The 25,755-nt window shown below is 62.7% G+C and carries 22 protein-coding genes; 15 read left to right on the forward strand and 7 right to left on the reverse strand.

What is annotated here, in order from left to right:
* The first annotated feature begins 12 nt into the window (after positions 1-12).
* From AC07R0_RS08905 to AC07R0_RS08930, 6 genes are all read left to right on the forward strand, one after another.
* Complete coding sequence (locus AC07R0_RS08905) at positions 13-1,653, forward strand: methyl-accepting chemotaxis protein (protein ID WP_495104533.1); 1,641 nt, start codon at positions 13-15, stop codon at positions 1,651-1,653.
* Between the two features lie 189 nt (positions 1,654-1,842).
* Positions 1,843-3,015, forward strand: coding sequence for an ABC transporter substrate-binding protein (locus AC07R0_RS08910; RefSeq protein WP_495104534.1), 1,173 nt, complete (start codon positions 1,843-1,845; stop codon positions 3,013-3,015).
* 187 nt (positions 3,016-3,202) lie between these two features.
* Positions 3,203-4,075, forward strand: a complete 873-nt coding sequence (locus AC07R0_RS08915) for a branched-chain amino acid ABC transporter permease (RefSeq protein ID WP_495104535.1) — start codon at positions 3,203-3,205, stop codon at positions 4,073-4,075.
* Positions 4,075-5,055: a branched-chain amino acid ABC transporter permease gene (locus AC07R0_RS08920; protein WP_495104536.1), complete on the forward strand. Its 981-nt coding sequence runs from the start codon at positions 4,075-4,077 to the stop codon at positions 5,053-5,055. Before AC07R0_RS08915 ends, AC07R0_RS08920 begins: the two co-directional genes overlap by 1 nt.
* Entirely contained in the window at positions 5,052-5,846 is a 795-nt protein-coding gene (locus tag AC07R0_RS08925) for an ABC transporter ATP-binding protein (protein WP_495104537.1), read from the forward strand. Before AC07R0_RS08920 ends, AC07R0_RS08925 begins: the two co-directional genes overlap by 4 nt.
* Complete coding sequence (locus tag AC07R0_RS08930) at positions 5,839-6,564, forward strand: ABC transporter ATP-binding protein (protein ID WP_495104538.1); 726 nt, start codon at positions 5,839-5,841, stop codon at positions 6,562-6,564. The genes AC07R0_RS08925 and AC07R0_RS08930 overlap by 8 nt, the downstream gene beginning before the upstream one ends.
* A gap of 19 nt (positions 6,565-6,583) precedes the next feature.
* On the opposite strand, the gene AC07R0_RS08935 is transcribed toward AC07R0_RS08930, so the two are convergent.
* From AC07R0_RS08935 to AC07R0_RS08955, 5 genes are all read right to left on the reverse strand, one after another.
* Positions 6,584-6,805 (reverse strand): YMGG-like glycine zipper-containing protein, encoded by a 222-nt coding sequence (locus AC07R0_RS08935; protein ID WP_495076186.1) that lies wholly within the window; start codon positions 6,803-6,805, stop codon positions 6,584-6,586.
* 188 nt (positions 6,806-6,993) lie between these two features.
* Positions 6,994-7,779, reverse strand: coding sequence for an ABC transporter permease subunit (locus AC07R0_RS08940; protein ID WP_495104669.1), 786 nt, complete (start codon positions 7,777-7,779; stop codon positions 6,994-6,996).
* A gap of 74 nt (positions 7,780-7,853) precedes the next feature.
* A complete protein-coding gene (locus AC07R0_RS08945) occupies positions 7,854-8,648 on the reverse strand; it encodes a taurine ABC transporter ATP-binding protein (protein WP_495104539.1) in 795 nt (264 codons plus the stop codon).
* An 8-nt stretch (positions 8,649-8,656) separates the two neighbouring features.
* A complete protein-coding gene (gene tauA / locus AC07R0_RS08950; protein ID WP_495076183.1) occupies positions 8,657-9,670 on the reverse strand; it encodes a taurine ABC transporter substrate-binding protein in 1,014 nt (337 codons plus the stop codon).
* 206 nt (positions 9,671-9,876) lie between these two features.
* The gene (locus AC07R0_RS08955) at positions 9,877-11,031 is read right to left on the reverse strand and encodes a hypothetical protein (protein WP_495104540.1); all 1,155 of its coding nucleotides are present in this window, start codon (positions 11,029-11,031) and stop codon (positions 9,877-9,879) included.
* 284 nt (positions 11,032-11,315) lie between these two features.
* Here AC07R0_RS08955 and smc point away from each other — a divergent pair, with 284 nt between their 5' ends.
* The 6 genes from smc (at position 11,316) to AC07R0_RS08985 (ending at position 20,099) form a co-directional block, all read left to right on the forward strand.
* Entirely contained in the window at positions 11,316-14,843 is a 3,528-nt protein-coding gene (smc, locus tag AC07R0_RS08960; RefSeq protein ID WP_495104541.1) for a chromosome segregation protein SMC, read from the forward strand.
* The gene (locus AC07R0_RS08965; protein ID WP_495104542.1) at positions 14,840-15,871 is read left to right on the forward strand and encodes a cell division protein ZipA C-terminal FtsZ-binding domain-containing protein; all 1,032 of its coding nucleotides are present in this window, start codon (positions 14,840-14,842) and stop codon (positions 15,869-15,871) included. The genes smc and AC07R0_RS08965 overlap by 4 nt, the downstream gene beginning before the upstream one ends.
* A gap of 1 nt (position 15,872) precedes the next feature.
* Positions 15,873-17,963, forward strand: a complete 2,091-nt coding sequence (gene ligA / locus AC07R0_RS08970) for an NAD-dependent DNA ligase LigA (protein WP_495104543.1) — start codon at positions 15,873-15,875, stop codon at positions 17,961-17,963.
* The gene (def, locus tag AC07R0_RS08975) at positions 17,960-18,499 is read left to right on the forward strand and encodes a peptide deformylase (protein WP_495096800.1); all 540 of its coding nucleotides are present in this window, start codon (positions 17,960-17,962) and stop codon (positions 18,497-18,499) included. Before ligA ends, def begins: the two co-directional genes overlap by 4 nt.
* Before the next feature lie 95 nt (positions 18,500-18,594).
* Positions 18,595-19,086: a hypothetical protein gene (locus tag AC07R0_RS08980; protein ID WP_495104544.1), complete on the forward strand. Its 492-nt coding sequence runs from the start codon at positions 18,595-18,597 to the stop codon at positions 19,084-19,086.
* A gap of 140 nt (positions 19,087-19,226) precedes the next feature.
* A complete protein-coding gene (locus AC07R0_RS08985) occupies positions 19,227-20,099 on the forward strand; it encodes an NAD(P)-dependent oxidoreductase (protein ID WP_495104545.1) in 873 nt (290 codons plus the stop codon).
* 77 nt (positions 20,100-20,176) lie between these two features.
* Here AC07R0_RS08985 and AC07R0_RS08990 read toward each other — a convergent pair whose 3' ends face one another.
* Both AC07R0_RS08990 and AC07R0_RS08995 read right to left on the reverse strand, forming a co-directional pair.
* Entirely contained in the window at positions 20,177-21,067 is an 891-nt protein-coding gene (locus AC07R0_RS08990) for a dienelactone hydrolase family protein (protein WP_495096797.1), read from the reverse strand.
* A gap of 74 nt (positions 21,068-21,141) precedes the next feature.
* Complete coding sequence (locus AC07R0_RS08995; protein ID WP_495076173.1) at positions 21,142-21,699, reverse strand: C40 family peptidase; 558 nt, start codon at positions 21,697-21,699, stop codon at positions 21,142-21,144.
* A 248-nt stretch (positions 21,700-21,947) separates the two neighbouring features.
* On the opposite strand from AC07R0_RS08995, the gene AC07R0_RS09000 reads away from it, so the two are divergent.
* The 3 genes from AC07R0_RS09000 to AC07R0_RS09010 all read left to right on the forward strand — a co-directional run bounded on the left by AC07R0_RS09000 (position 21,948) and on the right by AC07R0_RS09010 (position 25,697).
* Positions 21,948-22,946, forward strand: a complete 999-nt coding sequence (locus AC07R0_RS09000; RefSeq protein WP_495104546.1) for a S1/P1 nuclease — start codon at positions 21,948-21,950, stop codon at positions 22,944-22,946.
* 153 nt (positions 22,947-23,099) lie between these two features.
* On the forward strand, positions 23,100-24,449 hold the full coding sequence (locus tag AC07R0_RS09005) for a glutamine synthetase family protein (protein WP_495076171.1): 1,350 nt from the start codon (positions 23,100-23,102) through the stop codon (positions 24,447-24,449).
* A 75-nt stretch (positions 24,450-24,524) separates the two neighbouring features.
* Positions 24,525-25,697: an extracellular solute-binding protein gene (locus AC07R0_RS09010; RefSeq protein ID WP_495076170.1), complete on the forward strand. Its 1,173-nt coding sequence runs from the start codon at positions 24,525-24,527 to the stop codon at positions 25,695-25,697.
* The last annotated feature ends 58 nt before the right edge of the window (positions 25,698-25,755 follow it).

A 25,755-nucleotide genomic window follows, 5' to 3' on the forward strand; every position in this document is an offset into this window, starting at 1 on the left:
GTGAATTCCAAGATGCTTTCCAGAATGAGTGTGGGGCGCCAACTGGGCTTGGCCTTTGGCATGGTGATTGTGCTGGTGGTGGTGCTGGCCTTGACGGCCTACAGCCGCATTATGTCCATGCATGCGGACTTTGATGGCCTGGTGGACACCAGCTTGCCCGCGCTGACGGCTCTGGGGGAGGTGAACGACAAACTGCAGGCGGTGCGCATATCCGAGCTCAAGCATTTGGCGGCGTTGAATATGCCCTCCAAGGACCGTGAAGAGCTGGTGGTGAAAGCCACCGTGAAGGAGCTGGATGCCGCATTGGCGCGTTACAAGGCGGGCAGCGGTATATCGGCGAACACGGCGCTGCAGGCCAATTTGCTGGGTGCCATCGCCAAATACCATGCGCTGCGCAGCACCTTCTTCCAGATGTCGAATTCCGCCGCAGGTGCCGAGGGCGAGCGGGCCATGGAAGCCAGTGATTTCTTCGACGGACCCAGCCAGCAGGTGTATGTGGCGGCCTACCAGGCTTTGCAGAGGCTGTGGCAAGACCAGCTGGCACTGGCGGAACAAGACAAGGCCCGGGGCCGACAAGCCGTGACCCAGGCCCAGCTGGTGCTAATGGGCGTGACGCTGGCCTGCGTGCTGCTGTCGATCGTGCTGGCTGTGCTGATCAGCCGGCATTTGCTGCGCCAATTGGGTGGGCAGCCGGATGCCGTGGTGGCGCTGGCAACGTCCATCAGCCAGGCCGATTTGAGCAGCCCGGTGCAGGTGCAGCCGAACGACCAGCGCAGCGTGGTGTTTGCGATGGCCGGCATGCAATCGTCTTTGACGCAGATCGTGCAATCCATACGCATGGGGGCGGACGAGGTAGCCCGGGCCAGTGCCGAGATTGCCCAGGGCAACCATGACTTGAGCGCGCGGACCGAGCACCAGGCCAGTGCGCTGGAGCAGACCGCGGCGTCGATGGAAGAGCTCAGTAGTACCGTCCGGCAGAACGCCGACAGCGCCCACAGCGCCAACCAGCTGGCGCTGGAGGCCTCGCAGGTGGCCGTGCGCGGCGGTGATGTGGTGGGTAAGGTGGTTGAGACCATGCAGGGCATCAACCAGTCTTCGCGCAAGATTGCCGACATCATCAGCGTGATTGACGGCATCGCCTTTCAGACCAATATCCTGGCGCTGAATGCTGCCGTGGAAGCCGCCCGCGCGGGCGAACAGGGGCGCGGCTTTGCGGTGGTGGCATCTGAGGTGCGTTCGCTGGCGAGTCGCTCGGCCGATGCCGCCAAGGAGATCAAGTCGCTGATCGCCGCCAGCGTGCAGCGGGTGGAGCAGGGCGTGGGCCTGGTGGACGAGGCCGGTAGCACCATGGCCGAGGTGGTGTCCAGCATCCGCAAGCTCGCTGCCATTGTGGGCGAGATCAGCGTGGCCAGCGCCGAGCAGAGCAGCGGTGTGTCGCAAATCGGCGAAGCCGTGGCCCAGATGGACCAGGTGAATCAGCAAAACGCTGCGTTGGTCGAGCAGATGGCTGCCGCGGCCAGTGGCCTGAAGGGGCAGGCCGGCGATCTAGTGACGGCGGTATCTGTGTTTCGGTTGGAGTCGGCCCCTGTCGCGGAGGCCAATGGCCCGGCCCGGTCGCCGCAGGCATCAATAGCCGCCATCGCAAGCGCCTGAGGGCGCTGGGCGCAATAGGGTTAGCCCTGGTGATGGGGTACAGCTGTTATATATCTGCTATACAACTGTTAGTGATTGCTTTATGTTGCAGCCACTTACACTTGATCGTGTAGTCGGATTTGCGGTGCAAGGTACTTGTGTGCCGGGGGCTGCCAGAGCGTTTGATTCCCATCCACCAGGAGACAAGATATGCCCAAGAATTTCTTTATTCGCGCCACAGTGCTCGCCGTTTCTGTGCTGGGTGCTACTGTTTCGATAGCGCAAGACAATGTCTTCAAGATTGGTCTGATCCTGCCCATGACTGGCCAGCAGGCTTCCACCGGCAGGCAGATCGAAGCCGCAGCCAAACTCTATATGGCGCAGAACGGCGATACCGTGGCCGGCAAGAAGATACAGCTGATCGTCAAGGACGACACCAGCGTGCCCGACGTCACCAAGCGCCTGGCGCAAGAACTGGTGGTGAATGACAAGGTGAATGTGCTGGCTGGCTTCGGTATTACGCCATCGGCTCTGGCCACCGCGCCCATCGCCACCCAGTCGAAGACGCCCGAAGTGGTGATGGCCGCTGCCACCAGCAGCATCACCCAGGCCTCGCCCTACATCGTACGCATCAGCTTCACCTTGCCGCAGGCAGCGGTCAGCATGGCCGACTGGGCACCCAAGAACGGCATCAAGACGGTGGTGACCTTAGTTAGCGACTACGGCCCGGGCCTGGACGCCGAGAAGTATTTCAAGGAGCGCTTTTTGTTCAACGGCGGCCAGGTGCCTGAGTCGCTGCGCGTGCCTTTGCGCGGTCCGGATTTCGCTCCATTCCTGCAAAAAGTGCGTGACCTGAAGCCGGACGCGCTGTTCGTCTTCGTGCCCTCCGGCGCCGGTGCGGCGGTGATGAAGCAGTTCCTGGAGCGCGGCATGGACAAGGCCGGCATCAAGCTGATCGGTACCGGCGACGTGACCGATGACGACCAACTCAATGACATGGGCGACGGTGCGCTGGGCGTGGTCACCTCGCACCACTATTCAGCCGACCATCCTTCGGCCTTGAACGCCAAGTTTGTCGATGCCTTTGGCAAGGCGAACAAGGGTCTGCGCCCGAACTTCATGGCCGTGGGTGGCTATGACGGTATGCGCGTAATCTACGAAGCACTGCGCGCCACCAAGGGCCAGGGCGGCGGCGACGCTTTGCTGGCGGCAATGAAGGGCCAGATATTCGAGAGCCCACGCGGCCCGATCTTCATCGACGCGCAAACCCGCGACATCGTGCAAAACATCTATCTGCGCAAAGTGGAGCGCAAGAACGGCCAGCTGTACAACGTGGAATTCGCGGTCATCAAGGACGTGAAAGATCCGGGCAAGGCTAAGTAACACCCCCAGGCTACAGTGCTGCGCACTTTCCGCCACCCCCCCCTCGTATCGGTTTGAAAAACCGATACGACACGCAGGGGGCACAACCGGCGGCCCGGCAAAGCCGGTTCCGCGGTTGTTCTGGGTAAGGCAGTCGCGCCTCCGGCGGGCTCGAATTCTTGCGGATACTTGAGAGATTGGCTATCGCATGTTGACGATTCTTTTTGACGGCATCGCCTACGGCATGCTGTTGTTCATTCTGGCTGTGGGCCTGGCGGTGACGATGGGCTTGATGAATTTCATCAACCTGGCGCACGGCGCCTTTGCCATGGTCGGTGGCTACATCACGGTGCTGCTGATGCAGCGCCTGGGTGTGCCGTTTCTGGTTTGCCTGCCCTTGGCCTTTCTGGGCTCGGGCTTGCTGGGTGCGGTGCTGGAGCGCACGCTGTACCGGCCGCTGTACCGCAAGCCGCATCTGGACCAGGTGCTGTTTTCCATTGGGCTGACCTTCATGGCGGTGGCCAGCGCCGATTATTTCATCGGCTCCAGCCAGCAGATCATCCAGCTGCCCGAATGGCTGAAGGGCCGCACCGAAGTGGGCGAGGGCGCCTGGATGCTGGGCATGGGCCACTACCGGCTGTTCATCATCGCCGTGTGTACCGCGCTGACAGTGGCGTTGCAATATGTGCTGGCGCGCACCCGTTTCGGCAGCCGCCTGCGTGCTTCGGTGGACGACCAACGCGTGGCGGCCGGCCTGGGCATCAATGTGAACCTGGTGTTTTTGGGCACCTTTGCCGTGGGCTCGGGCCTGGCCGGCCTCGGCGGCGCGCTGGGTGCCGAGGTGCTAGGTCTGGATCCAAGCTTTCCGTTGAAATTCATGATTTACTTTTTGATCGTGGTCGCTGTCGGCGGCACCTCCAGCATCACCGGGCCGCTGCTGGCCGCGCTACTGCTGGGCGTTGCCGACGTGGCCGGCAAGTACTACATCCCCAAGCTCGGGGCCTTCATCGTCTACAGCCTGATGATCGTGATTTTGATCTGGCGGCCCCAAGGCCTGTTCGTTCGCCAAGGGGGCAAGTGATGCAGTCTGAATCGCAAAATCTGCTGCTGAAAAGCGGCCGCTGGAAGTCCTGGGAATACGCGCTCTGGCTGCTGGCGCTGGCCGCGCCCTGGGTACTGTCCAGCCACGCGCTGATCATCAACGAAATCGCCATCGTAGCGCTGTTCGCGCTGTCGCTGGACCTGATCCTGGGCTACACCGGCATCGTGTCGCTGGGCCACGCCGCCTTCTTCGGCATGGGCGCGTATTCGGCCGCGCTATTCGCCAAGCTGGTGATGCCGGATCCGCTGTTGGGCATGGTGTTCGGCATCGCCACCGCAACGCTGCTGGGCGCGCTGTGCAGCGCCACCATCTTGCGCGGCACCGACTTGACGCGGCTGATGGTGACTCTCGGCGTCGGCCTGATCCTGATGGAGCTGGCCAACAAGCTGGATTGGCTGACCGGTGGCGCCGATGGCCTGCAGGGGGTGGTGATGGGGCCGCTGCTGGGCCAGTTTGAATTCGATCTGATGGGGCAGACTGCGGCCTGGTACTCGCTCAGCGTACTGCTCGTGCTGTTCGTGCTGGCGCGGCGGCTGGTGCATTCGCCGTTCGGCGCCACGCTCAAGGCGATTCGCGACAACCGGCTGCGCGCCATGGCCATCGGCATCCCGGTACACAGCCGGCTGGTGATGGTCTACACCGTGGCGGCGGGCATGGCCGGTGCGGCTGGCGCCTTGCTGGCGCAGACCACGGGCTTTGCCTCGCTGGATCTGTTCGAGTTCCACCGTTCGGCAGACGTGATGCTGATCCTGGTGGTGGGGGGCGTCGGCTGGCTGTATGGCGGCGTGCTCGGCGCGGTGGTGTTCAAGCTGATGCAGGACTTTCTGTCCAGCATCACACCGCAGTACTGGACCTTCTGGATCGGCTTGTTCCTGGTGGTGCTGGTGTTGGTCGGCCGCGAACGCCTGCTGCGCCCCTGGACCTGGCGTTTGCCGCGCCGGACGGGAGGCCGGTCATGAGCGCTGATACCGTGCTGTCCGCCGAAGGCTTGGTGATGCAGTTTGGCGGCATCACCGCTACCAACAACGTCAACCTGGACTTGAAAAAAGGCGCTCGCCACGCGTTGATCGGGCCCAACGGCGCAGGCAAGACCACGTTGATCAATCTGCTGACCGGTGTATTGCAACCCACTTCTGGTCGCATCGTGCTGGAGGGGCAAGACATCACCCAACTGGCGCCACACCAGCGCGTACGCCGCGGCATGGTGCGCACCTTCCAGATCAACCAGCTGTTCGACACACTGACGCCGCTGGAAACCCTGGCCATGACGGTGTCGCAACACCAGGGCCTGGGCGGCAAATGGTGGCAGGCGTTGGGTGCACGCCGCGACGTGACGCAGCGCTGCGAGCAACTGCTGGAGCAATTCCACCTGACGGCCGTGATGGCCCAGGAAACCCGGGTGCTGGCCTACGGCAAGCGTCGGCTGCTGGAGATTGCCATCGCGCTGGCTTGTGAGCCACGCGTGCTGCTGCTGGACGAGCCGGTGGCTGGCGTGCCCGCGGGCGAGCGCGAAGAGCTGCTGCAAACCGTGGCCGCGCTGCCGGCCGAGGTATCGATTTTGTTGATTGAGCACGATATGGACCTGGTCTTCAGTTTCGCCAAACGCATGACGGTGCTGGTCAACGGCACGGTGTTGACCGAGGGCGATCCGCAAACCATTGCCAACGACCCGCAGGTCAAGGCCGTGTACCTGGGCCATGGTGAGGACGAGGCCCATGCCGGCAGCCAAGGAGGATTCGCCCATGGCTGAGCTGCTGAATGTGCAAGGCCTGAGCGCCGGCTATGGCGAGGCGGTGGTGCTCAATGGCATCGCGCTGAGTCTGAACGAAGGCCAGACGCTGGCCTTGCTGGGCCGCAATGGCACCGGCAAGACCACGCTGATCAACACCCTGGCTGGTGCCACGCGCCAGCATGCCGGCAGCATCCAACTTGGTGGCATCGCCTTGCACAAGCTGCTATCGCACGAGCGTGCTGCGGTTGGCATCGGTTGGGTGCCGCAGGAACGCAATATCTTTAAATCGCTGACGGTGCACGAGAACCTGACCGCGGTGGCGCGGCCGGCGCGGGCAGGGCGCGCGTCCAGCCCGTGGACGCCAGAGCGGGTCTATAGCCTATTCCCGCGTCTGGCAGAGCGCAAGACGAATCTGGGTACGCAGCTTTCGGGCGGCGAGCAGCAGATGCTGGCCCTAGGCCGGGCGCTGGTGCTGAACCCGACGCTGCTGCTGCTGGACGAGCCCTGCGAAGGCCTGGCCCCCATCATTGTGCAGGAGCTGCTGCGGGCCATCCGCCGCATCACCCGCGAGGAAGGCCTGTCTGCCATCATCGTCGAGCAGCATCCGCAGGCGATTCTGGCGATCTCAGATACCGCTGCCGTGCTGGACCGCGGCACCGTGGTCTACACCGGAACGGCAAAAAGCCTGCAAGAGCAGCCGGAGCTGCTCAGCAGGCTTTTGGGTGTGTCGCGCTAGCTAGGTAGCGCAGATCAGCTTACTTGCTGACTTCGTGGCCGATGAAGGCGCCGGCTGCTGCACCAGCAGCCGTGCCTACCGCGTTACCCCCTAGAACCAGGCCGGCAGCACCGCCGATGGCTGCGCCAGTAGCGGTGTTTTGCTGCCTGCGGTTCATGCCTGCGCAGCCGCCCAAGGTGAGCAAAACGGCGGCTATGGTGGCAGTAGCGATGGCGCGGTGGATGCGGTAGTTGCTGTTCATGGAGTTTCTCCTGTGGGTTTTGTATACCTACAGTATTGAAAATTCCCGACCATCCGCACAGCAGACGATGCCGTTACTGTTCGTAGCCCGATTCCTACATACAGGGCTTTTGCTCCTCCTATTCATCTGGGTAAAAAGGCTGCTGGCGCAGTTAATACCTGCGCTAGTAGCTATCAAATTTGAAGCAATCAGTGTTTGCCCTTCCAGGGCAGTAGCCAGCGCTCCAGCAGGCGCATGGCCAGGGAAAATGCAAATGCGCAAGCTGCGATGATGACGATGCCGACAAACACCGCGTCAGTCGCCAGGAAGTGGGATGCCGACATCACCATGAAGCCTATGCCGCGCGTGGCCGCGATCAGTTCCGCCGCTACCAGCGTGCTCCAGCCCACGCCTAGCGCGATGCGGATGCCGGTCAAAATCTCGGGCAGCGCAGACGGCAGTACCACCTGGCTGAACAGTTGCCAGCGGTTGGCGCCCAGCGACAGCGCAGCGTTCACCCGCTCTTGCGATAGGGACCGTACGCCGGCCTGGGCCGACAGCACGACGGGCGCAAACATGGCCAGTGTCAGCAGGGTGATCTTCGACGCTTCGCCTATGCCCAGCCAGATGATCATCAGCGGCAGATAGGCCAGCGGCGGCAGCGGCCAGTAGAACTCTATTGGCGTGTCCAGTACACCTTTGGCCCAGCGGTTCAAACCCATGGCGATACCCACAGGTATGCCCAGCGCCACCGCGATGGCGGCGGCCGAGAGTATGCGCACCAGGCTGGCAGACACATGCTCCCACAGCGTGGCGTTGGCATAGCCGTCGTCCCAGATGCTGCGGGCCGTGGCCAGCACCTCGGCCGGGGTGGGCAGAAACAGGTGTGGCACCAGCCCGGTCTGCGCCGCGGCCCACCACAGCAGCAGGATGGCGGCGCCAGTGGCGACACTGGTGGTGACGGTGCTGTGTTCGCCCACGCCAAAGCTGCGCATTTTCACCAGCCTCGGTGTGGTCGCCGGTGTGGGCGTGCTGCTGGCGTGGATGTTGCCGGGTACGGCAAGTTCGCTCATAACGTGGCCTCTTCTGTACTGTGTTCGGATCGGTGGACGATGGCACGTATGTCTTCGCGCAGCTGGGCGAAGGCGGGTAATGTCTTGATGGCGCGGGCGTCGCCATCGCGTGCGTACTGGCGTACAAAGTCCAGATTGAAGCGCGCCACGATGCGACCCGGCCGGGGTGACATGATGATCAGCTCGGTACCCAGGAACAGCGCTTCTTCGATGGAATGGGTGATGAAAAACACCCGCTTGCCGGTACGCGCCCAGACGGACACCAGCAGCTCCTGCATTTGTTCGCGGGTCATGCTGTCGAGCGCACCAAAGGGCTCGTCCATCAGCAGGATGTCCGGGTCGGGCGCCAGGGCGCGGGCCAGGCCCACGCGCTGGCGCATGCCGCCCGACAGCTCGTAGGGCGCGGCGTTGGCAAAGTCCTGCAGACCCACCAGGCGCAGCAGCTCCAGTGCCCGCTCGCGGCGCTCGGCGCGCGGCAGGCCGGCAAACTGCAGGCCCAGGGCGACGTTGTCGAGCACGGATTTCCAGGGCAGCAGCGTGTCCTTCTGGAACACCACGCCACGATCGGCACCCGGACCCTCCACCGGGCGCCCGTCCAGCGTGATGCTGCCATCGGACAAAGGTAGGAAGCCGGCCATGGCATTCAGCAAGGTGGATTTGCCGCAGCCGGAAGTGCCCAGAGCCACCACAAAGCCGCCCTGTGGGATGTCCAGCGACACCCGGTCCAGCGCATGCACCGGCCTGCCGTCGCGGGCTTCAAAAAATACGCTGGCGTGTTGGACGCGGAGCATGGATGCGCTTATTTCTTCAGGGCTACTACGGCGGCGGGCGTCACAAAGGCCGCGTAGCTGGGCAATACCTCGGGGATCTTCTTTTGCTCTTTCAGGAACACCGAGGTTTCCTTTAGGATGCGGGCCACGCCTGACTTCTCGCCGCCGCCCAGCCAGGCATCGGAGGCCTGGGTGTTCAGGCTCAGCAACGACAGGTTTTGCAGCGCAGCGGCCTGGTCGGCCGGGGTGCCGCCGAGCAGCTTGGCCAGCAGCTTGGTGTTTTCGCTGTCGGCGGTCCATGCGGCCTTGTTGCTGGTGAACGAGGTGGTGTATTTGTCCACCACGCTGGAGAAGGACTTCAGGAACTCGGGGTGCTCCTTGGCGAAGGCTGCGGTGGCCACCCAGGCGGAGAAAGTCGGCGCGCCTTTGTCGGCCACATCCTTGGAGGTCACCAGCACTTTGCCGTTCTTCTTCAGCTCGGTCAGCGCCGGGTCCCAGACAAAGCCGCCGTCAATATCGCCCCGGTTGAAGGCGGCAACGATGTCGGGCTGGGGAATGGCGAAAACCTGCACGTCTTTCTCCGTTAATCCCTGGGTTTTCAGCAGTGCCAGCAGTTGGTAGTGGTCGGTGGAGACGGGGGCTGCAGCCAGCTTCTTGCCCTTCAGGTCGGCCAGGCTGTTGATGCCGGAGCCGTTGCGCACCACCAGGGCCTCGTCGATGCCGGAGATGGAGGCCACGTAGAAGGCCTTCACGTCCAGGCCGCGCGAGGTGGCGGCAGCGTAGGGGCTGGAGCCCACGTAGCCAATCTGTACATCGCCCGATGCAATGGCGGCAAAGATGTCGGCACCGGAGTTGAAGCGACGGAAGTCGATCTCAAAACCCGTGGTCTTGGCGTAGTCGCCATTGGCAATGCCGACCGACGAGGGCAGGGCGTCCGTCTGGTAGCCCACCACTACTTTTTTGTCGGCCGCTGTGGCCGTGAGGGCGGTGCCCAATACCAGCGCGCCCACGGCGGCCGTCCATAGTTTTTGTGCGAATCGCATGCTTCCAGCTCCTGATAGTTTGCGGCCACGGCAAGCGGTGGCCTTGGAGCGGAATCTTAGGTTTAGATGTGTATGCAGCTATAGAACGATATCAACATACGATATGCGAATAATTGGAGCGCATAAGACCTGTTCCTATTGCATATAAAAATAGCTTCCAGTGCAGGTAATACCTACGCTAGAAGCTATTAACTTGATAGCAAGCTTCAGTCGGTTATCTGCGGCGGCTGCGGATGCTGCTGCAGGTACCAGGCGCGCAGGCCGTCGTCTTCGAAGGCGTAGTCGCCGCGGCCGGCACGCCAGATCAACTCTTTGTCACGCAGCGCGTCCAGCGCGCCCTGGATGGCTGAGTTGTTCAAGGCTTTGCCCAGCACGGCCTGGTAGGCGGCCAGCGCGGTTTCGGCGAACGGGGTGTAGTCGGGGGCCAGGCGGGCGATGGCGTCGAGCACGGCCTTTTGCGCACCAGGTAGGCTGTTATAGGCCGAGGCAAATTCCTGCCAGGCGCGGCTCTGCAGCTGCTGGGCGTTGCGTTCAATCAGTGCGTCCAGCGCCTCGGCGCCACCCCAGTCGGCCACGGCTTCGCCGACCACGCGCTTTAGCATCTCGGGCCGGCGGCCCAGCAGGTCAAAGGCGCGCTCCAGCGTCTCGGCGCTGAAAGCCTTGCCGTCGGCAAACTGGGGTTTCAGCCAGGCGGCGTAAGCTTCTACAAAGCCCCGGTCCAGCAGCGGGAATCGGGTTACGCCGGCGCCGTAGAAGGGCTCGCTCTTGCGCAGCACCAGGTGCGTCAGCTTGTCGCGGTTGGAGCCGGTCATCACCAGGTACAGGCCGCGTTCGGGCGTGCCTTGGTTGAGGCGATCACGCGCGGCTTTGAGCGCGAACATGGCCTGGGTGCCGGCGGGGGTGGACAGGGCATGCTGGGCTTCGTCCACCAGCAGCACCAGGGGTTTGCTGCATTTCAGGTGCAGCCGCTCCAGCGCATCGGCCAGCGTGGCGCCACCGGTCTGGCCGATCTTGTTCAGGTCCAGACTCAGAGCCCCCAGCACATTCAGCTTGTCCAGTCCCACGCCCTTGGCGGCCTTGAGCACCACGCCATCAAAGCGGGCCAGGGCTTCGCGCACCACGGAGATGATGAGTTCGGCCGGGTCGCGGCTGCGGTCGGACCACAGGTCTACGTACAGCGTCTCCCAGCCGCGCTTGCGCATCTCGGGCACCATGTCTTCGCGCAAAAAGGTGGATTTACCAGTGCGCCGGGGTGCGGCCAGGAACAGACCGGAGGTGGCGTCCAGGATGCCACGTCCCTCCAGCGCGTCGCAGTAGCTGGCCGCCAGGGCGGTGCGGCGGTAGGTGAAGAGGTCGGCCATGGGTTTTATGGGTTAATTATTTCGTAAAACATAATTTTACGGAAGATTGGATAATTGCACCATAAAGCCCTTGCTTGCGGCACGATGCGGCAGGGCTTGTGAAAGAAATACGGGTCTACCGCAGATTCTGTCTGCGCTGCAAGCTATTGAATTGGTAGCAATTGGTAGCAGTTGATCTGGGATACGCCCGGGGGCTCGGGTAAACTCGATTCTGCTTTTGTGGCGCTTATGGCGTATACAAATGCCTTGCAGACCAACCCACTCGCTATAACAACCAGACTTCGGTGCGCCTCCAATCCATCAAGCTCGCGGGCTTCAAGTCCTTTGCCGAACCCACCACCTTCCATCTGCCGGGCCAACTGGTTGGCGTCGTGGGGCCGAACGGCTGTGGCAAGTCCAACATCATGGACGCGGTGCGCTGGGTGCTGGGCGAAAGCAAGGCCAGCGAGCTGCGCGGCGAGTCCATGCAGGACGTGATCTTCAACGGCACGACCACGCGCAAGCCGGCCAGCCGCTCCAGCGTGGAGCTGGTGTTCGAGAACAACGACCACCGTGCCGGCGGCCAGTGGGGCCAGTTTGCCGAGATCGCCGTCAAGCGCGTGCTGACCCGTGAAGGCAATAGCAGCTACTACATCAACAACCAGCCGGTGCGCCGGCGCGACGTGCAAGACGTGTTCCTGGGCACCGGCCTGGGCCCGCGTGCCTACGCCATCATCGGCCAGGGCACCATCAGCCGCATCATCGAGTCGCGGCCAGAAGAGCTGCGCCTGTTCCTTGAAGAAGCTGCCGGCGTCTCCAAATACAAGGAGCGCCGCCGTGAGACCGAGAACCGCCTGAGCGACACGCGTGAAAACCTGACCCGCGTGGAAGACATCCTGCGCGAGCTCAACGCCAACCTGGAGCGCCTGGAAAAGCAGGCCGAGGTGGCCCACAAGTACAACACCCTGCACGCCAGCGCCACGCTCAAGCAGCACCAGCTGTGGTTCCTGAAAAAAACCGAGAGCGAGTCCGACCAAAGCAAGGTCAAGGCCGACGCCGCCCAGGCGGTGAACGACCTGGAGTCGCGCATTGCCGACCTGCGCCATGTCGAGGCCGAGCTGGAAACCATACGCCAGGCGCATTACGACGCGGGCGACGCGGTCAACCAGGCCCAGGGCAAGCTGTACGAGGCCAGTGCCGAAGTCGGCCGGTTGGAGGGCGAAATCCGCTTCGTGGTCGAAGGACGCCAGCGCGTCGAGCTGCGCCTGACCACATTGAAAGAACAAATCCAGCAATGGGCTACGCGCCAGGAAGACGCGCATTTCGAACTTGAAAATCTGGAGGCCACCGGCATCGAGGCGGAAGAAAAAGCCGAGCTGCTCGCCGCCCAGGTGGAAGAGCAGGCCGCTCAGCTGCCAGACTTGGAAGATGCGCTGCAAAGCGCCACCCGTGCCGCTAACGAGCAGCGCACAGGCGTGGTCCAGGTGCAGCAGCAGATCCAGGTGCTGGCGGCAGAGCAGCGCAGCATTGAAGAACAGTTCCGCCAACTCGACCAGCGCCGCGAGCGCCTGGAGGGCGACAAGAAATCGCTGGCCGCACCCGACGACGCCCGTCTGGAAATGCTGCAAGGCCAGCTGGACGAAGCCACCGAGGCCGCCGCCATAGCCGACGCCCGCCTGCAGGAGCTGCAGGAAAACCTGCCCCAGCTGGACGAAGACCGGCGCAGCAAGCAAACCGCCGTCAACACCGAATCTGCTCGCCAGGCCGATATCTCGGCCCGTCTGGAGGCGCTGAAGGCGCTGCAGGAAAAGGTCAAGACCGACGGCAAGCTCAAACCCTGGCTGACCCGCCACGGCCTGGAAGGGCTGCAAGGCGTGTGGAGCAAGTTGCACATCGAGCAGGGCTGGGAAAACGCCCTGGAAGCCGCACTGCGCGAGCGCATGGGCGCGCTGGAAGTATCCCGGCTGGACATGGTCCGCGCCTTCGCGGGCCTGGACGGCAAAGATGTGCCTCCGGCCAAGCTTGCTTTCTACAGCGCGCCGCCGGCCGGCCCCGCACCAGCTGCCGCCGCCTTGCCCCGTCTTGCCGATTTGCTGCGTTTGAACGATGCCGGCCTGGCCGCCTTGCTGGGCGACTGGCTGCACGGCTGCTATACCGCAGCCAGCTTTGAAGACGCGCTGCAGCAACGCAGCCAGCTGCAGACTGGCGAAGTGATTTATGTGCAAAGCGGCCACGCCGTCAGCCTGCACAGTGTGTCTTTTTACGCCCAGGACTCCGAGCAGGCCGGCCTTTTGGCGCGAGCCCAGGAAATTGAAAATTTAGAAAAGCAGCTGCGCGCCCAGACACTGATCAACGAGGAAACCCGCTACGCCCTGGTGCGTGCCGAGGCGGCCTACAACGAATCCTCGCAGCGCCTGGTCACGGCCCGGCGCGAAGCCAGCGAAGCACAAACCCAGGCCCACGCGCTGCAGGTCGAAACCCTACGCCTGGGCCAGTTGGCCGAACAGGCCCGCGCGCGCAGCCAGCAGTTGGCCGGCGACCTGGCCGAGGTCGAGGCCCAGCTGGACGAGCTGCAAGAGCGCCGCGTCACCGCTGAGGCCCGTTTTGAAGAGTTGGACATGCAGTTGGCCGACAGCCAGGAGCGCCATGCCCAGCTGGACGAGCGCGTCATCGAAGTGCAGCGCAAGCTGAACGAATGCCGTGAGCAGCAACGCAGCCTGGAGCGCCAGGCCCAAGAGGCCACCTTCGCCCAGCGCAGCCTGGGCGCACGCCGGGCCGAGCTGGCGCGCGCGGTGGACATGGCACAGCAGCAAACCGTGTCGCTGACCGACGAACAACAGCGCGCCCATGACGAACTGGCCCGCCTCAGCGACGCAGCCGCCCAGGGCGGCCTGCAGACCGCGCTGGCCCAGAAGCTGGAGCGCGAAGCCGCTCTCGGCGCCCAACGTAGCCAGTACGACGACCTGACCGCCCGCCTGCGTGCCGCCGACGAGGCCCGCATGCAGAATGAGCGCGCACTCGACCCGCTGCGCCAGCGCATCACCGAATTCCAGCTGAAAGAGCAGGCCGCGCGCCTGGGCTCGGAGCAATTCACCCAGTTGCTCACCGAGGCCAAGGCCGATCTTGAGGCGATCGCCAAGTCCATTGCCGATGGCGATGTACGCATGCACGGCATGCAGAGCGAGATCGACCGGTTGAACCGTGAAATCGCCGCACTCGGCGCTGTGAATCTGGCCGCGCTGGACGAGCTGACCGTGGCGCGCGAGCGCAAGCAGTTCCTGGACGCGCAGACCGCCGACCTGGTGGACGCCATGACCACGCTGGAAGACGCCATCAAGAAGATTGACGGCGAAACCCGCGAGCTGCTGTCCGGCACCTTTGACACCGTGAACGGCCACTTTGGCAAGATGTTCCCCGAGCTGTTTGGCGGCGGCAATGCACGCCTGGTCATCACCGGCGACGAGATTCTGGATTCCGGCGTGCAGGTGGTGGCGCAGCCGCCCGGCAAGAAGAACCAGACCATCCATCTGCTGTCGGGTGGCGAGAAAGCCCTGACCGCGATTGCCCTGGTGTTCGCCATCTTCATGTTGAACCCGGCTCCGTTTTGCCTGCTGGACGAGGTGGACGCGCCGCTGGACGACGCCAACACCGAGCGCTATGCCAAACTGGTGGCCAGCATGAGCCGCGAGACCCAATTTCTTTTCATTAGCCACAACAAGATCGCCATGGAAATGGCCCAGCAACTGATTGGCGTAACCATGCAGGAGCAGGGCGTTTCACGCATTGTGGCGGTCGATATGGAGTCGGCCCTTTCCATGGCCGAAATGACATGACAACTACCCTACAACTGGGGCTGGCGGTGGGGGGCGGCCTGGTACTGGCCGCCGTCGTCGCACATAGCACCTGGACAGCCCGCAAAAACGCCCCCAAGCAACCCGATCCACCGCCGCCCAGCGCCTTCCCCGACACGGAGGAGGGTGTGCAACGCCAGGAACCATCGTTCGAGGGCGAGCTGCCGCCGCTACCCGTGCCCGAGCGCAAGCCCGGCATGGACGCCTTGATAGACGGCCTGGCCACGGTGGCCGTGGAGCAGCCGGTGTCGGGCGACGCGGCCCTGGCCGCCATGCCGCCGACACGCCGCGTAGGCAGCAAACCCTTTGCCATCGAAGGCCTGAATGCAACCAGCCAGCAATGGGAAACCCCGGCCGCCGGCCAGCGCTACACCCAGTTCCAGACCGGCGTGCAACTGGCCAACCGCACGGGTGCGCTGAACGAGATCGAGTTTTCCGAGTTCGTGATGAAGACCCAGGCCTTTGCCGATGCGGTCAACGGCCTGCCCGAGTTCCCCGAGATGCGTGAAGAAGTGGCCCGTGGCCGCGAGCTGGACCAGTTTGCCAACGACCACGACGCCCAGCTGGGCTTCACCCTGCGCGCCGTGCACGCGGCCTGGAGCCCCGGCTATGTGCAGCAGCACGCGGCTCGCCTGGGTTTTGTACCCTCGCTGATCCCGGGCCGTATGGTGTTGCCCTCGGCCACGGCGGGCATGCCGCCGGTGCTGGGCCTGGCTTTCGACGCCCAGGCCGCGCTGGCCGAAGACCCGGACCAATCGGCCCTGCGCGAGGTGTCGCTGAGCCTGGACGTGCCCCAGGTGGACCGCGCCGAGCAGCCCTTTGTGCGCATGCGTGAAACCGCCAAGGCCCTGGCCGAGGCCATGGACGGCAGCATCACCGACGACCGTGGCTACCCCTTGCCCCAGGATGCACTGGACGGCATCGGCGCCGAGTTGGAAAAGCTCTACGACACGCTGGAGTCGCGCGAGCTGGCGGCAGGCTCTGCGTTGGCTCGCCGCTTATTCAGTTGATATGCCGGAAAATTTAGAGCTTTTTGGGGCTCCAGCGCAGGTAAATCCTGCGCCAGAAGCTATCAAAATAGAAGCATTGCGCGCGCAGCTCAATGCCTGGAGCCACAGCTATTACGTGATGGACGCGCCCACCGTGCCGGATGCCGAGTACGACCGCGTGTTCCGCGAACTGCAGGCGCTGGAAGAGGTGCACCCCGAGCTGCTGACGGCCGATTCGCCGACCCAGCGCGTGGGCGGCAAGCCGCTGCCCGAGTTCGCCTCGGTGCGCCACGCCGTGCCCATGCTGAGCATCCGAACAGAAACGGACACCGAACCCAGCGGCGCGCTGAATTTCGACACCCGCATCCGCAAGGAACTGGGCCTGGCTGAGGGTGATGCGCCGGTGGAATACGTGGCCGAGCCCAAGTTCGACGGCCTGGCCATGAGCTTGCGCTATGTGAACGGCGCGCTGGTACAGGCCGCTACGCGCGGCGACGGCGAGTACGGCGAAGACGTGACGCAGAACATCCGCACCATGCGGCAGATTCCGCTGCGCCTGCATGGCGATGCCCCGGCTTTGCTGGAGGTACGTGGCGAGGTGTACATGCGGCGCGACGACTTCGATGCGCTGAACGAGCGCCAACGCGAAGCCGGGCTGAAAACCTTTGTCAACCCGCGCAACGCGGCCGCCGGCGCAGTGCGCCAGCTGGACCCGGGCATTGCCCAAAAGCGCCCGCTGAAGTTCTTCGCCTACGGCCTGGGCGAGCTGACGCCGATGGAGCAGGGCGGCCCCGTCTTCGACACCCATTACGCCATGCTGCAGACCTTGAAATCTTGGGGATTTCCGGTTGCAGCGCAGGTACAGATTGCGCAGGGCGCTACGGAATTGGTAGCGTACCACCAGCAGACCGGTGCTGCGCGCGACCAGTTGCCCTACGACATCGACGGCGTGGTCTACAAAGTGAATGCGCTGGCCTTGCAGCGCCAACTGGGTTTTGTGTCGCGCGAGCCGCGCTGGGCCGTGGCGCACAAATACCCGGCACAGGAACAGCTAACCACGGTGACAGCGATTGACGTGCAGGTGGGACGCACCGGCAAGCTGACGCCGGTGGCGCGGCTGGCGCCGGTTTTCGTCGGTGGCGTGACGGTGACCAATGCCACGCTGCACAACCTGTTTGAACTGCGCCGTAAGCGGGTGCGCGTGGGCGATACCGCCATCGTGCGGCGTGCGGGCGATGTGATTCCCGAGGTGGTCGGGGTCGTCGAAAAGGCGCGTGAAACCTACGTGCCCAACTTCCGCATGCCGCGCCAATGCCCGATCTGCGGCAGCGCCGTGGTGCGCGAGAAGACCGAGATGAACCACCGCTGCAGCGGCGGCCTGTTCTGCCCCGCGCAGCGCAAGGAGGCGATATTGCATTTCGCCCACCGCCGCGCGGTGGAGATCGAAGGCCTGGGCGACAAGCTGGTCGAGCAACTGGTGGATGCCGGCATCATTCGCACCTTGCCTGATCTGTACAAGCTAGGCCTGACGGCCTTGTCCGAGCTGGACCGCATGGCCGACAAATCGGCCAAGAACATCCTGGCCGCGTTGGAGAAATCCAAGGATACGACCCTACCGCGTTTTCTGTTTGGTTTGGGCATCCGCCACGTCGGCGAGGCCACGGCCAAGGAGCTGGCCCGGCACTTCGGCAAGCTCGACAGCATCATGGATGCGACGGTGGAGCAACTGCTGGAGGTGGCCGACGTCGGTCCTATCGTGGCTTTGGCCATCCGCACCTTCTTCGACCAGCCGCATAACCGTGAAGTTGTCGAGCAACTGCGCGCTTGCGGCATCCGCTGGGAAGAGGGCGAGCCCGCCGCCCAGGTACCCAAGCCCCTGGCCGGCCAGACCTTTGTGCTGACCGGCACCTTCCCCACGCTGAGCCGTGACCAGGCCAAGGATCTGCTCGAAGCCGCCGGCGCCAAGGTGGCCGGTTCGGTGAGCAAGAAGACCCATTACGTGGTTGCCGGCGAGGAAGCTGGCAGCAAGCTGGACAAGGCACTGGCTTTGGGTGTGCCGGTATTGGATGAGGCGCAGATGCTGGCGCTGTTGAATGAAGGAGCTACGCCATGACCGTACACGCCATCTTGAAAATGGGCGATGCGCGCCTGCTGCGCGTGGCCCAGCCTGTGACCCATTTCGATACCGATGAGCTGCATCTGCTGGTCTCCGACATGCTGGACACCATGCGCGCGGCCAACGGCGCAGGGCTGGCGGCGCCGCAGATCGGCGTGGACCTGCAGCTGGTGGTGTTCGGCACGCGCGAGGCCAATCCGCGCTACCCGGACCGTCCGCTGGTGCCGCCTACGGTGCTGATCAACCCTGTGATCACGGCCCTGGGCGAGGTGGAAGACGACGATTGGGAAGGTTGTCTGTCTGTGCCCGGTCTGCGTGGCCTGGTGCCGCGCTGGTCCAAGATCCGCTATACCGGCTTTGACCAGTATGGCGACCCTATAGACCGTACGGTGGAGGGCTTCCACGCCCGCGTAGTGCAGCACGAGTGCGATCACCTCATTGGTCGGCTGTACCCCACGCGCATGCGCGATTTGACGCAGCTGGGTTATACCGAGGTGTTATTCCCTGGCCTGGCGCCTACAGACGACGATTGAGAACCAAACCTAACCGGTAGTTAGTGCCGGGAATCACCCGCTTTTCCGCGATTTACCGGGGCCCGCAGCCAAGCTGTGCAGCCTAAGATGCGCAGATGAAAGCAGTTCTTTGCACTCTCGTGGCTGCCCTGGCGCTGGGCGGCTGTGACACGGTCAGCAACAAGGCCGTTTCCTTTCTTTACTCCAGCACTCCCGCCCTGGCGGTGGTGGATGGCGTGCTGTACCAGGGCACGGCTACCGTGGGGCTAGACCGCACGGGCACGGTGCAGATGGCCTCAACCCAAGCGCCTGTACGGGTGTGTTCGGGCAATTTCCGGTATACCGCGACCACCACCGGTGTGTTGCAGTTGCATTGCGCGGGTGTGCCTACCTCCATGGCGTTCACCGCCATCAGCGATCTGAAGGCCTATGGCTGGGGCGGCAGCGATGCCAGTCCGGCGACTTTCACTTTTGGCATGGCGCCCGAGGACGCTGCTGCCTACTTGCGACTGCCACCTGCGGCACCCGTGCCAGCAGCACCAGTACCACCAGCAGCAGCTGTGCCTGCACAGCCGGCCGCATCGGTGGTCGCAACACCGGTATCCTGAACCCTGCGCAGTGGGTGTTCAGCCCTTGCATCTGGCGCGCGGGCGGGGGATAGTGGGCGCATGGCCGAAGCCTTGCACGGACACAGGCCCGGCAGACCCTAGCGGTCTTATTTTATAAACCTGATTTTCGGAGCAACTCCATGCAATTCAAGCACCTGGGCGTGGTCGGCTATGGCGAGGTGGGCAAGATTTTTGCGGCCGGCCTGGCCCCCCAAGTGGGCGCGGTCAGCACCTGGGATTTGCAGTTCAGTGACAACCGCGTGCGCGATGCCGTGCCGGCTGGCTTGCAGGCCTGTGCTTCGTTTCAGGAGCTATATGCGCAGGCGGACCTGGTGGTGTCGGCCGTGACCGCGTCGAGCGCGCTGGATGTGTCGGAAGACGCCGGCATGTGCATCCGCGAAGGCAGCATCTACCTGGACCTGAACTCGGTTTCGCCCAGCACCAAGAAGCGCTCGGCCAGCATGCTGGCTGCCGGTGGCGCACACTACGTGGATGCGGGGGTAATGGCGTCGGTACCGCCTTACGGCATACGTGTGCCCATGCTGCTGGGTGGCCCCAAGGCCGAGGAGCTGGCCGAGACCCTACGCGGCTGGGGCATGGATGCCAAGGCCGTGTCTGATGAGGTTGGCGTGGCCTCGGCCATCAAGATGTGCCGTAGCGTGGTGGTCAAGGGAATGGAGGCCTTGGTGATGGAGAGCTATGCCGCAGCCCGCCATTACGGCGTGGAGGAGCACATGCTGGCCACGTTGGCCGAGACCTTCCCCGGTATTGACTGGCAGCAGCAAGGTAGCTACTTCTTCCAGCGGGTGGCACAACATGGCAAGCGCCGTGCCGAGGAAATGTTTGAGGCCGCCCGTACGGTACGCGACGCAGGCCTGGACCCGACTATGGCGACCGCTACCGCCCACAAGCAGGATGCCATGGCCCGCCTAGCCCGTGCCAGGCTGTTCGCTGATCTGGGGCCGGATGCGCGCTGGCAGGGCTATGCGGATCGGTTGCTGGGCAAAGAGTGAGTTGCTCTCAAATTGAGAGCTGCTGGCGCAGATAAATCCTGCGCCAGAGCCTTTTTTGAATAGCTCTTTTTGCTGGCTTAGCTGCGCAGGTTTTGGTTGAAAAAGGCCAGCGTCCGCTCCCATGCCAGCTTGGCTGCTGCAGCGTCATAGCGGGGCGTGGTGTCGTTGTTGAAGCCGTGCTGTGTGCCGGGGTACTGGTAGGCGGTATAGGGTACGCTGGCGGCCTTCAGCGCGGCTTCGTAGGTGGGCCAGGATGCGTTGATACGTTCGTCTACCGCGGCGAAGTGCATCAGCAGCGGGGCTTTGACTTGCGCTGCGGCACTGGCGGCAGGTTGGTTGCCGTAAAAGGGAACTGCGGCTCCCAAATCGGGCAAGCGGGTAGACAGCATATGGGCTATGCCGCCGCCGTAGCAGAAGCCTACAACGCCAATCTTGCCGCGCACTTCCGGGCGCGATTTGAGGAATTCGGCCGCGGCGATGAAGTCCTCCGCCGTTTTGCTTTGGTCCAGCTGGCTGAAAAGGGCAACGGCTTTTTGCTCGTCACCGGGGTAACCTCCAAGCGGGGTCAATGCGTCGGGCGCGAATGCAACAAAGTTATCAAGCGCCAGGCGCCGGGCGATATCTTCGATATGGGGATTCAGGCCGCGGTTCTCATGCACCACCAAGATGGCTGGCAGCGGGCCGGTAGCATTCGCTGGGCGCGCCAAATAGCCTTTGATGGTGCCATAGCCCTTGGGGGAAGAAACTGACAGCGTTTCAGTGGTGATGCGCGGGTCGTTGGGGGGGACTTGTTGGCCCAGTGCGAAATCGGGGCTGAGTGCGCCCAGCAACATGGTGGCTGTGACGCCGCCAACTGCGAATTTTTGGGCCTTTTCCAGGAAGCCTCGACGGTCCAGGTTTCCGTGTACGTAGGCGTCAAACAGTATCAACAGTTCCTGGTCGAAATCCTGGGCAGTTTTGCGTTGCATCGAAAGTCTCCAAAATTTGGAGCATATCGGTTTGCAGTATTACGCCAAAGACCGTTAGATATCGCGGGTCTTGCTCAGGGCTTGGCTTCTGCTTCGGGCTGTGGTGTGACGCGGCGGGCGCCATCGAAGCGGCGCTGCCAGTAGGCTTCACGCATGTCCTCCACGCGCACTTGAGAGCCCGTGCGTGGCGAGTGGATGAACTTCCCATCGCCCACATAGATGCCGACGTGGCTGAAAGCGCGTTTCATGGTGTTGAAGAAAACCAGGTCGCCTGGACGCAGTTCGCTCTTGTCGATGCGGTCGGTGGCGGCCGCTTGCTCTTTGGCTCGGCGTGGCAATACCAGGCCCACCGTTTGTTCGTACATGGCGCGCACGAAGCCGCTGCAATCAAAACCGGTCTCTGCGGAGTTGCCACCGCGTTTATAAGGAACTCCCAGGAAACCCATGGCATTCACCACTAAATCGGAGGCCTTGCTGCTCATGCTTTGGCGCACTTGCTCGAGCTGGTCCATGGTGTGGTTCAGCAGGCCTTTGTCGGCCAGGATTTTGTCTATCTCTTCATTGCTGGGTGGGGGAGGGGCGGCGTGGGCGGTGGAGCAGGCGAGCAGTAGAACAAGTATCCATTTTGGCATCCGGCGCAGGTTAGAGGGATTTGGCAGTCAAGTCAAGGCAGAAAGCCTAGCTTTGCAAAGCGGTCTGAAACTTGACGTAACCTTTGAAATTTTTTTGTATGCAGTTGTTCATGCATACTAGTTTTGAGGGCAATATTTTGGGCAGCAAGTGACGCTATGTGCTGCTGTAAATGGCTGCATTGCCCCTTGGGCCGTCATGAAACTTGGACTCCAGTATGCATAACTACAAGAGATGGCTTGGCCCGGCCATGGCTGTTTTGGCCCTGTTAAGCGGCCTGCCGCAACAGGCCCTGGCATGGGGCCATCAAGGGCATATGGTGGTCGGCGCCTTAGCCGACCAATTGTTGACAACCCGGGCCCGGGCGGGCTTGCAGGCCGATCTGGGCCTGTCGCTGGAGCAGGCCGCGCCATGGGCGGATTGCGTGAAAAACGTGGCCTTTGGGCCTAAAGGCTTTGCCTATGCAGCAGATGAGCGGTGGCCGTCACCTGCTTGCACACGTTTTGAGACCCAGGACGGCGTGCGGGCGATGCGGGACTACGTGGCGCGTAACTGGGATGCTTGCGGCCAGCGCGTCGACTGCCACAAGACCTACCACTTCACCGACGTGGCCTACCAGCATCTCCGTTACCGGGCGGACTATGTAGGGGTGAATGGGCACGACTTGGTGCATGCGATACGTGCGGCGGTTGCCATGCTGCAAGGCAAGCCTGTGCCTGCGCCCTTCAACATCGCCAGCCGCGCAGAAGCCTTGCTGTTGTTGGCCCATTTTGTGGGTGACCTGCACCAGCCATTGCATGTGGGTGCCATGTATCTGGATGCAGATGCGCAGCCTGTAGATCCCGACGCCGGGGGCGTAGCTGCCGACGCTGTGTTTGCCACCCGGGGCGGTAACAGCCTGGAGTTGGGCAGCAGCAATTTGCACGCGATGTGGGACGATATTCCGGATACCTTGCGTTCCAGCAGTATTCCGCCCGCTATGTTGCAGGATGCACGGGCCCTGCGCGTCAGTCGGGCCAAGCCGGAGCGTTGGGTGGATGCCTGGGCGCAGGACTCACTCGCGGCGAGCCGGGAGGTTTTTGTGGGTGTGCATTTCAGCCCTGCAGCGTTGCAGAAGGGCGCCCGGGTATGGCAGGCCAGCCTCGACGATGAGGCGGGCTACCGCGCGCGCCGGGAGCAGCTGCAAATACGCCAGTTGACCAAGGCCGGCGCGCGCTTGGCCCAGTTGATAAATGCCCTCTACCCGTGAGCCTGGGCTGTTTCACTTTTAAGCAAAATAGGCCTCTGGCGCACATATTGCGTGCGCGAGGTGCTATAAAAATAAAAGCAATAGACTGCAGCAGGCCGCTGTTTGATTCAATTACAGGAGCATTCGTTTATGGCGGTAGCCAAAAAAGAAAACATGACATTCAACGATCTGGAGCACTGGCTGAACCAGCGCCGCGTGACGGAAGTGGAGTGCCTGGTACCTGATTTGACGGGGGTGGCCCGTGGCAAGATCTTGCCCCGCGAGAAGTTCACCGAAGACCGCGGCATGCGCATACCCGAGGCGGTGGTGGCGATGGGGGTGACGGGCGAACTGCCGTCCCAGGGCCCTTATTACGATGTGGTCAACCCCACAGACCGCGATATGCACCTGCGGCCCGACCCGTCCACCGTGCGTATCGTGCCCTGGGCTTCCGACCCCACGGCGCAGGTGATCCACGACTGCTATGACCGCGACGGCAAGCTGGTGCCATTTGCGCCACGCAGTGTGTTGCGCCGGGTCTGCGATCTCTATACCGCGCTGGACCTCGAGCCGGTGGTGGCACCAGAGCTGGAGTTTTATCTGGTGGCCCGCAACACCGATCCGAACACCGTCCTGCGCCCGCCAGTTGGCCGCAGCGGCCGGGCTGAAACCTCCCGCCAGTCCTACAGCATCGACGCGGTGAACGAGTTCGACCCACTGTTCGAGGAGCTCTACGACTACTGCGAAAAGATGGAGCTGAATGTTGACACCTTGATCCACGAGGCCGGCGCCGGGCAGATGGAGATCAATTTCTTCCACGCCCATCCGTTGGGCCTGGCGGACGAGGTGTTCTTCTTCAAGCGCACGGTGCGTGAAGTGGCTTTGCGCCACGACATGTACGCCACCTTCATGGCCAAGCCCATCGAGGGTGAACCGGGCAGTGCCATGCACGTGCACCAAAGCCTGGTCAGCAAAGCCACGGGGCGGAATATTTTCAGCAACGACGACGGCTCGCCGTCCGAGGCTTTCTTTCATTACATCGGAGGCTTGCAGCGCTATCTGCCCGCGGCCATGGCCCTGGTGGCGCCCTATGTGAACAGCTACCGCCGTTTGTCGCGCAACACGGCGGCGCCCATCAATACCGAATGGGGCTACGACAACCGCACCGTGGGCATACGCTCGCCCATTTCCACGCCACAGGCGCGGCGGATCGAAAACCGTGTGATCGGTGTGGACGCCAATCCCTATGTGGCCATGGCCATGACCTTGGCCTGTGGCTACCTGGGCATGCAAAAGAAGATCAAACCCAAGTCCGAGATGAAGGGGGATGCATATCTTGCTCCCTTCACCTTGCCGCGCAGCCTGGGGGAGGCATTGGACTTGCTACGCAACGAGCCCGATCTGCATGAAATCCTGGGTGAGGATTTCATCACCGTCTACACGGAGATCAAGGAAATCGAGTTTGAAGAATTCATGAAGGTCATTTCGCCGTGGGAACGTGAGCATCTCCTGCTGCATGTGTGATGGTTTTGCTTTATACAATCTGATTTTTTCGGGGTTTCACTTTTTCATCTGTTCCTTTTAGGAGTTTTAAACGCTATGAAACAGCAAGCACTGGTTATTGCTTTGTCAGCCCTTTTCCTGGCCGCCTGCGGCAAAAAAGAAGAGGCGCCTGCGGCACCAGCCTCTGCGCCCGCACCGGCTCCGGTGGCTTCGGCGCCCGCTCCAGCACCAACCAATACCGAAGAAAAAGTGCTGAACGTCTATAACTGGCCCGACTACATCGCGGCCGATATGGTGGCCAACTTCGAGAAAGAAACCGGCATCAAGGTCAACTACCAGACCTTTGAGAACAATGAAGCCCTGCACGCCAAGCTGGTGGCCGGCAATAGCGGCTTTGACATCGTGGTGCCGGGCGCCGTGTTTGCCAAATCGCAAATCGATGGCGGCCTGCTGATGGCGCTGGACAAGAGCAAGATCCCAAATCTGGCCAATCTGGACCCGACCATCATGGAAAAGGTGGCCAGCGTGGACGCGGGCAACGCCCACCTGGTGCCATGGGCCTGGAGCTACACCACGGTGGCCATCAACAAGGGCAAGGTTGCCAAGGCACTGGGCTCCACCCCTTTGCCTGACAATGTCTGGGACCTGGTGTTCAACCCCACCTACACCTCCAAGCTCAAGTCTTGCGGCATTGCCTACCTGGATTCGCCCACCGAGGTGATTCCGCCAGCACTGCACTACCTGGACAAGAATCCGTACTCCGCCGATGTGGCCGACCATAAGGCCGCTGGCGCCATGCTGGCCAAGGTGCGCAAGGACATCCGCTTGTTCTCCAGCACCATGATCGATGACATGGCGGGCGGCAAGGCTTGCGTGGGCCTGGGCTGGGCTGGCGACCTGAACATCGCCAAGGCGCGCGCCATCGAGAATAAGAACGGCAACGACATCGAAGTGCTGTTGCCCAAGAATGGCGGTCTGATCTTCTTTGACAACCTGGCTATTCCGAAGGATGCGCAGCACCCCAACAACGCGATGGAGTTCATGAACTACTTCTTGCGTCCAGAGGTATCCGCGTCCCTGACCAACGAGCTGAGCTACCCCACGGCGAACAAGGCCAGTATCGAAAAGGTCAAGCCAGAAATCGCCAGCGACAAGACCATCTTCGTGGATGCGGACAATATGGCCAAGATGGTGTCGCCCACCAGCTTGAGCAATGAAACCCGCGAATCCATGAGCAACGTCTACACGCTGTTCAAGAAGAGCAAGTAATCTATCGCCCCACCGGCCATGACCAGGCCGCACACCGTGCCAAGCGGTGTGCGGCTTT

Source organism: Rhodoferax sp. GW821-FHT07F03 (genome assembly GCF_059418745.1).

Bases quoted from the DNA above. Each gene is read 5' to 3' on its own strand.
- AC07R0_RS08965 (WP_495104542.1), top strand. From the start codon at position 14,840: ATGACAACTACCCTACAACTGGGGCTGGCGGTGGGGGGCGGCCTGGTA.
- AC07R0_RS08995 (WP_495076173.1), bottom strand. From the start codon at position 21,699: ATGCCAAAATGGATACTTGTTCTACTGCTCGCCTGCTCCACCGCCCAC.
- AC07R0_RS08935 (WP_495076186.1), bottom strand. From the start codon at position 6,805: ATGAACAGCAACTACCGCATCCACCGCGCCATCGCTACTGCCACCATA.
- AC07R0_RS08920 (WP_495104536.1), top strand. From the start codon at position 4,075: ATGCAGTCTGAATCGCAAAATCTGCTGCTGAAAAGCGGCCGCTGGAAG.
- AC07R0_RS08940 (WP_495104669.1), bottom strand. From the start codon at position 7,779: ATGCGCAGCTTTGGCGTGGGCGAACACAGCACCGTCACCACCAGTGTC.
- AC07R0_RS08945 (WP_495104539.1), bottom strand. From the start codon at position 8,648: ATGCTCCGCGTCCAACACGCCAGCGTATTTTTTGAAGCCCGCGACGGC.
- AC07R0_RS08915 (WP_495104535.1), top strand. From the start codon at position 3,203: ATGTTGACGATTCTTTTTGACGGCATCGCCTACGGCATGCTGTTGTTC.
- AC07R0_RS08985 (WP_495104545.1), top strand. From the start codon at position 19,227: ATGCAATTCAAGCACCTGGGCGTGGTCGGCTATGGCGAGGTGGGCAAG.
- AC07R0_RS09000 (WP_495104546.1), top strand. From the start codon at position 21,948: ATGGCTGTTTTGGCCCTGTTAAGCGGCCTGCCGCAACAGGCCCTGGCA.
- AC07R0_RS08930 (WP_495104538.1), top strand. From the start codon at position 5,839: ATGGCTGAGCTGCTGAATGTGCAAGGCCTGAGCGCCGGCTATGGCGAG.
- ligA (WP_495104543.1), top strand. From the start codon at position 15,873: ATGCCGGAAAATTTAGAGCTTTTTGGGGCTCCAGCGCAGGTAAATCCT.
- tauA (WP_495076183.1), bottom strand. From the start codon at position 9,670: ATGCGATTCGCACAAAAACTATGGACGGCCGCCGTGGGCGCGCTGGTA.
- AC07R0_RS09010 (WP_495076170.1), top strand. From the start codon at position 24,525: ATGAAACAGCAAGCACTGGTTATTGCTTTGTCAGCCCTTTTCCTGGCC.
- AC07R0_RS08980 (WP_495104544.1), top strand. From the start codon at position 18,595: ATGAAAGCAGTTCTTTGCACTCTCGTGGCTGCCCTGGCGCTGGGCGGC.
- AC07R0_RS08925 (WP_495104537.1), top strand. From the start codon at position 5,052: ATGAGCGCTGATACCGTGCTGTCCGCCGAAGGCTTGGTGATGCAGTTT.
- AC07R0_RS08910 (WP_495104534.1), top strand. From the start codon at position 1,843: ATGCCCAAGAATTTCTTTATTCGCGCCACAGTGCTCGCCGTTTCTGTG.
- def (WP_495096800.1), top strand. From the start codon at position 17,960: ATGACCGTACACGCCATCTTGAAAATGGGCGATGCGCGCCTGCTGCGC.
- AC07R0_RS08990 (WP_495096797.1), bottom strand. From the start codon at position 21,067: ATGCAACGCAAAACTGCCCAGGATTTCGACCAGGAACTGTTGATACTG.
- AC07R0_RS08955 (WP_495104540.1), bottom strand. From the start codon at position 11,031: ATGGCCGACCTCTTCACCTACCGCCGCACCGCCCTGGCGGCCAGCTAC.
- AC07R0_RS08905 (WP_495104533.1), top strand. From the start codon at position 13: ATGCTTTCCAGAATGAGTGTGGGGCGCCAACTGGGCTTGGCCTTTGGC.
- AC07R0_RS09005 (WP_495076171.1), top strand. From the start codon at position 23,100: ATGACATTCAACGATCTGGAGCACTGGCTGAACCAGCGCCGCGTGACG.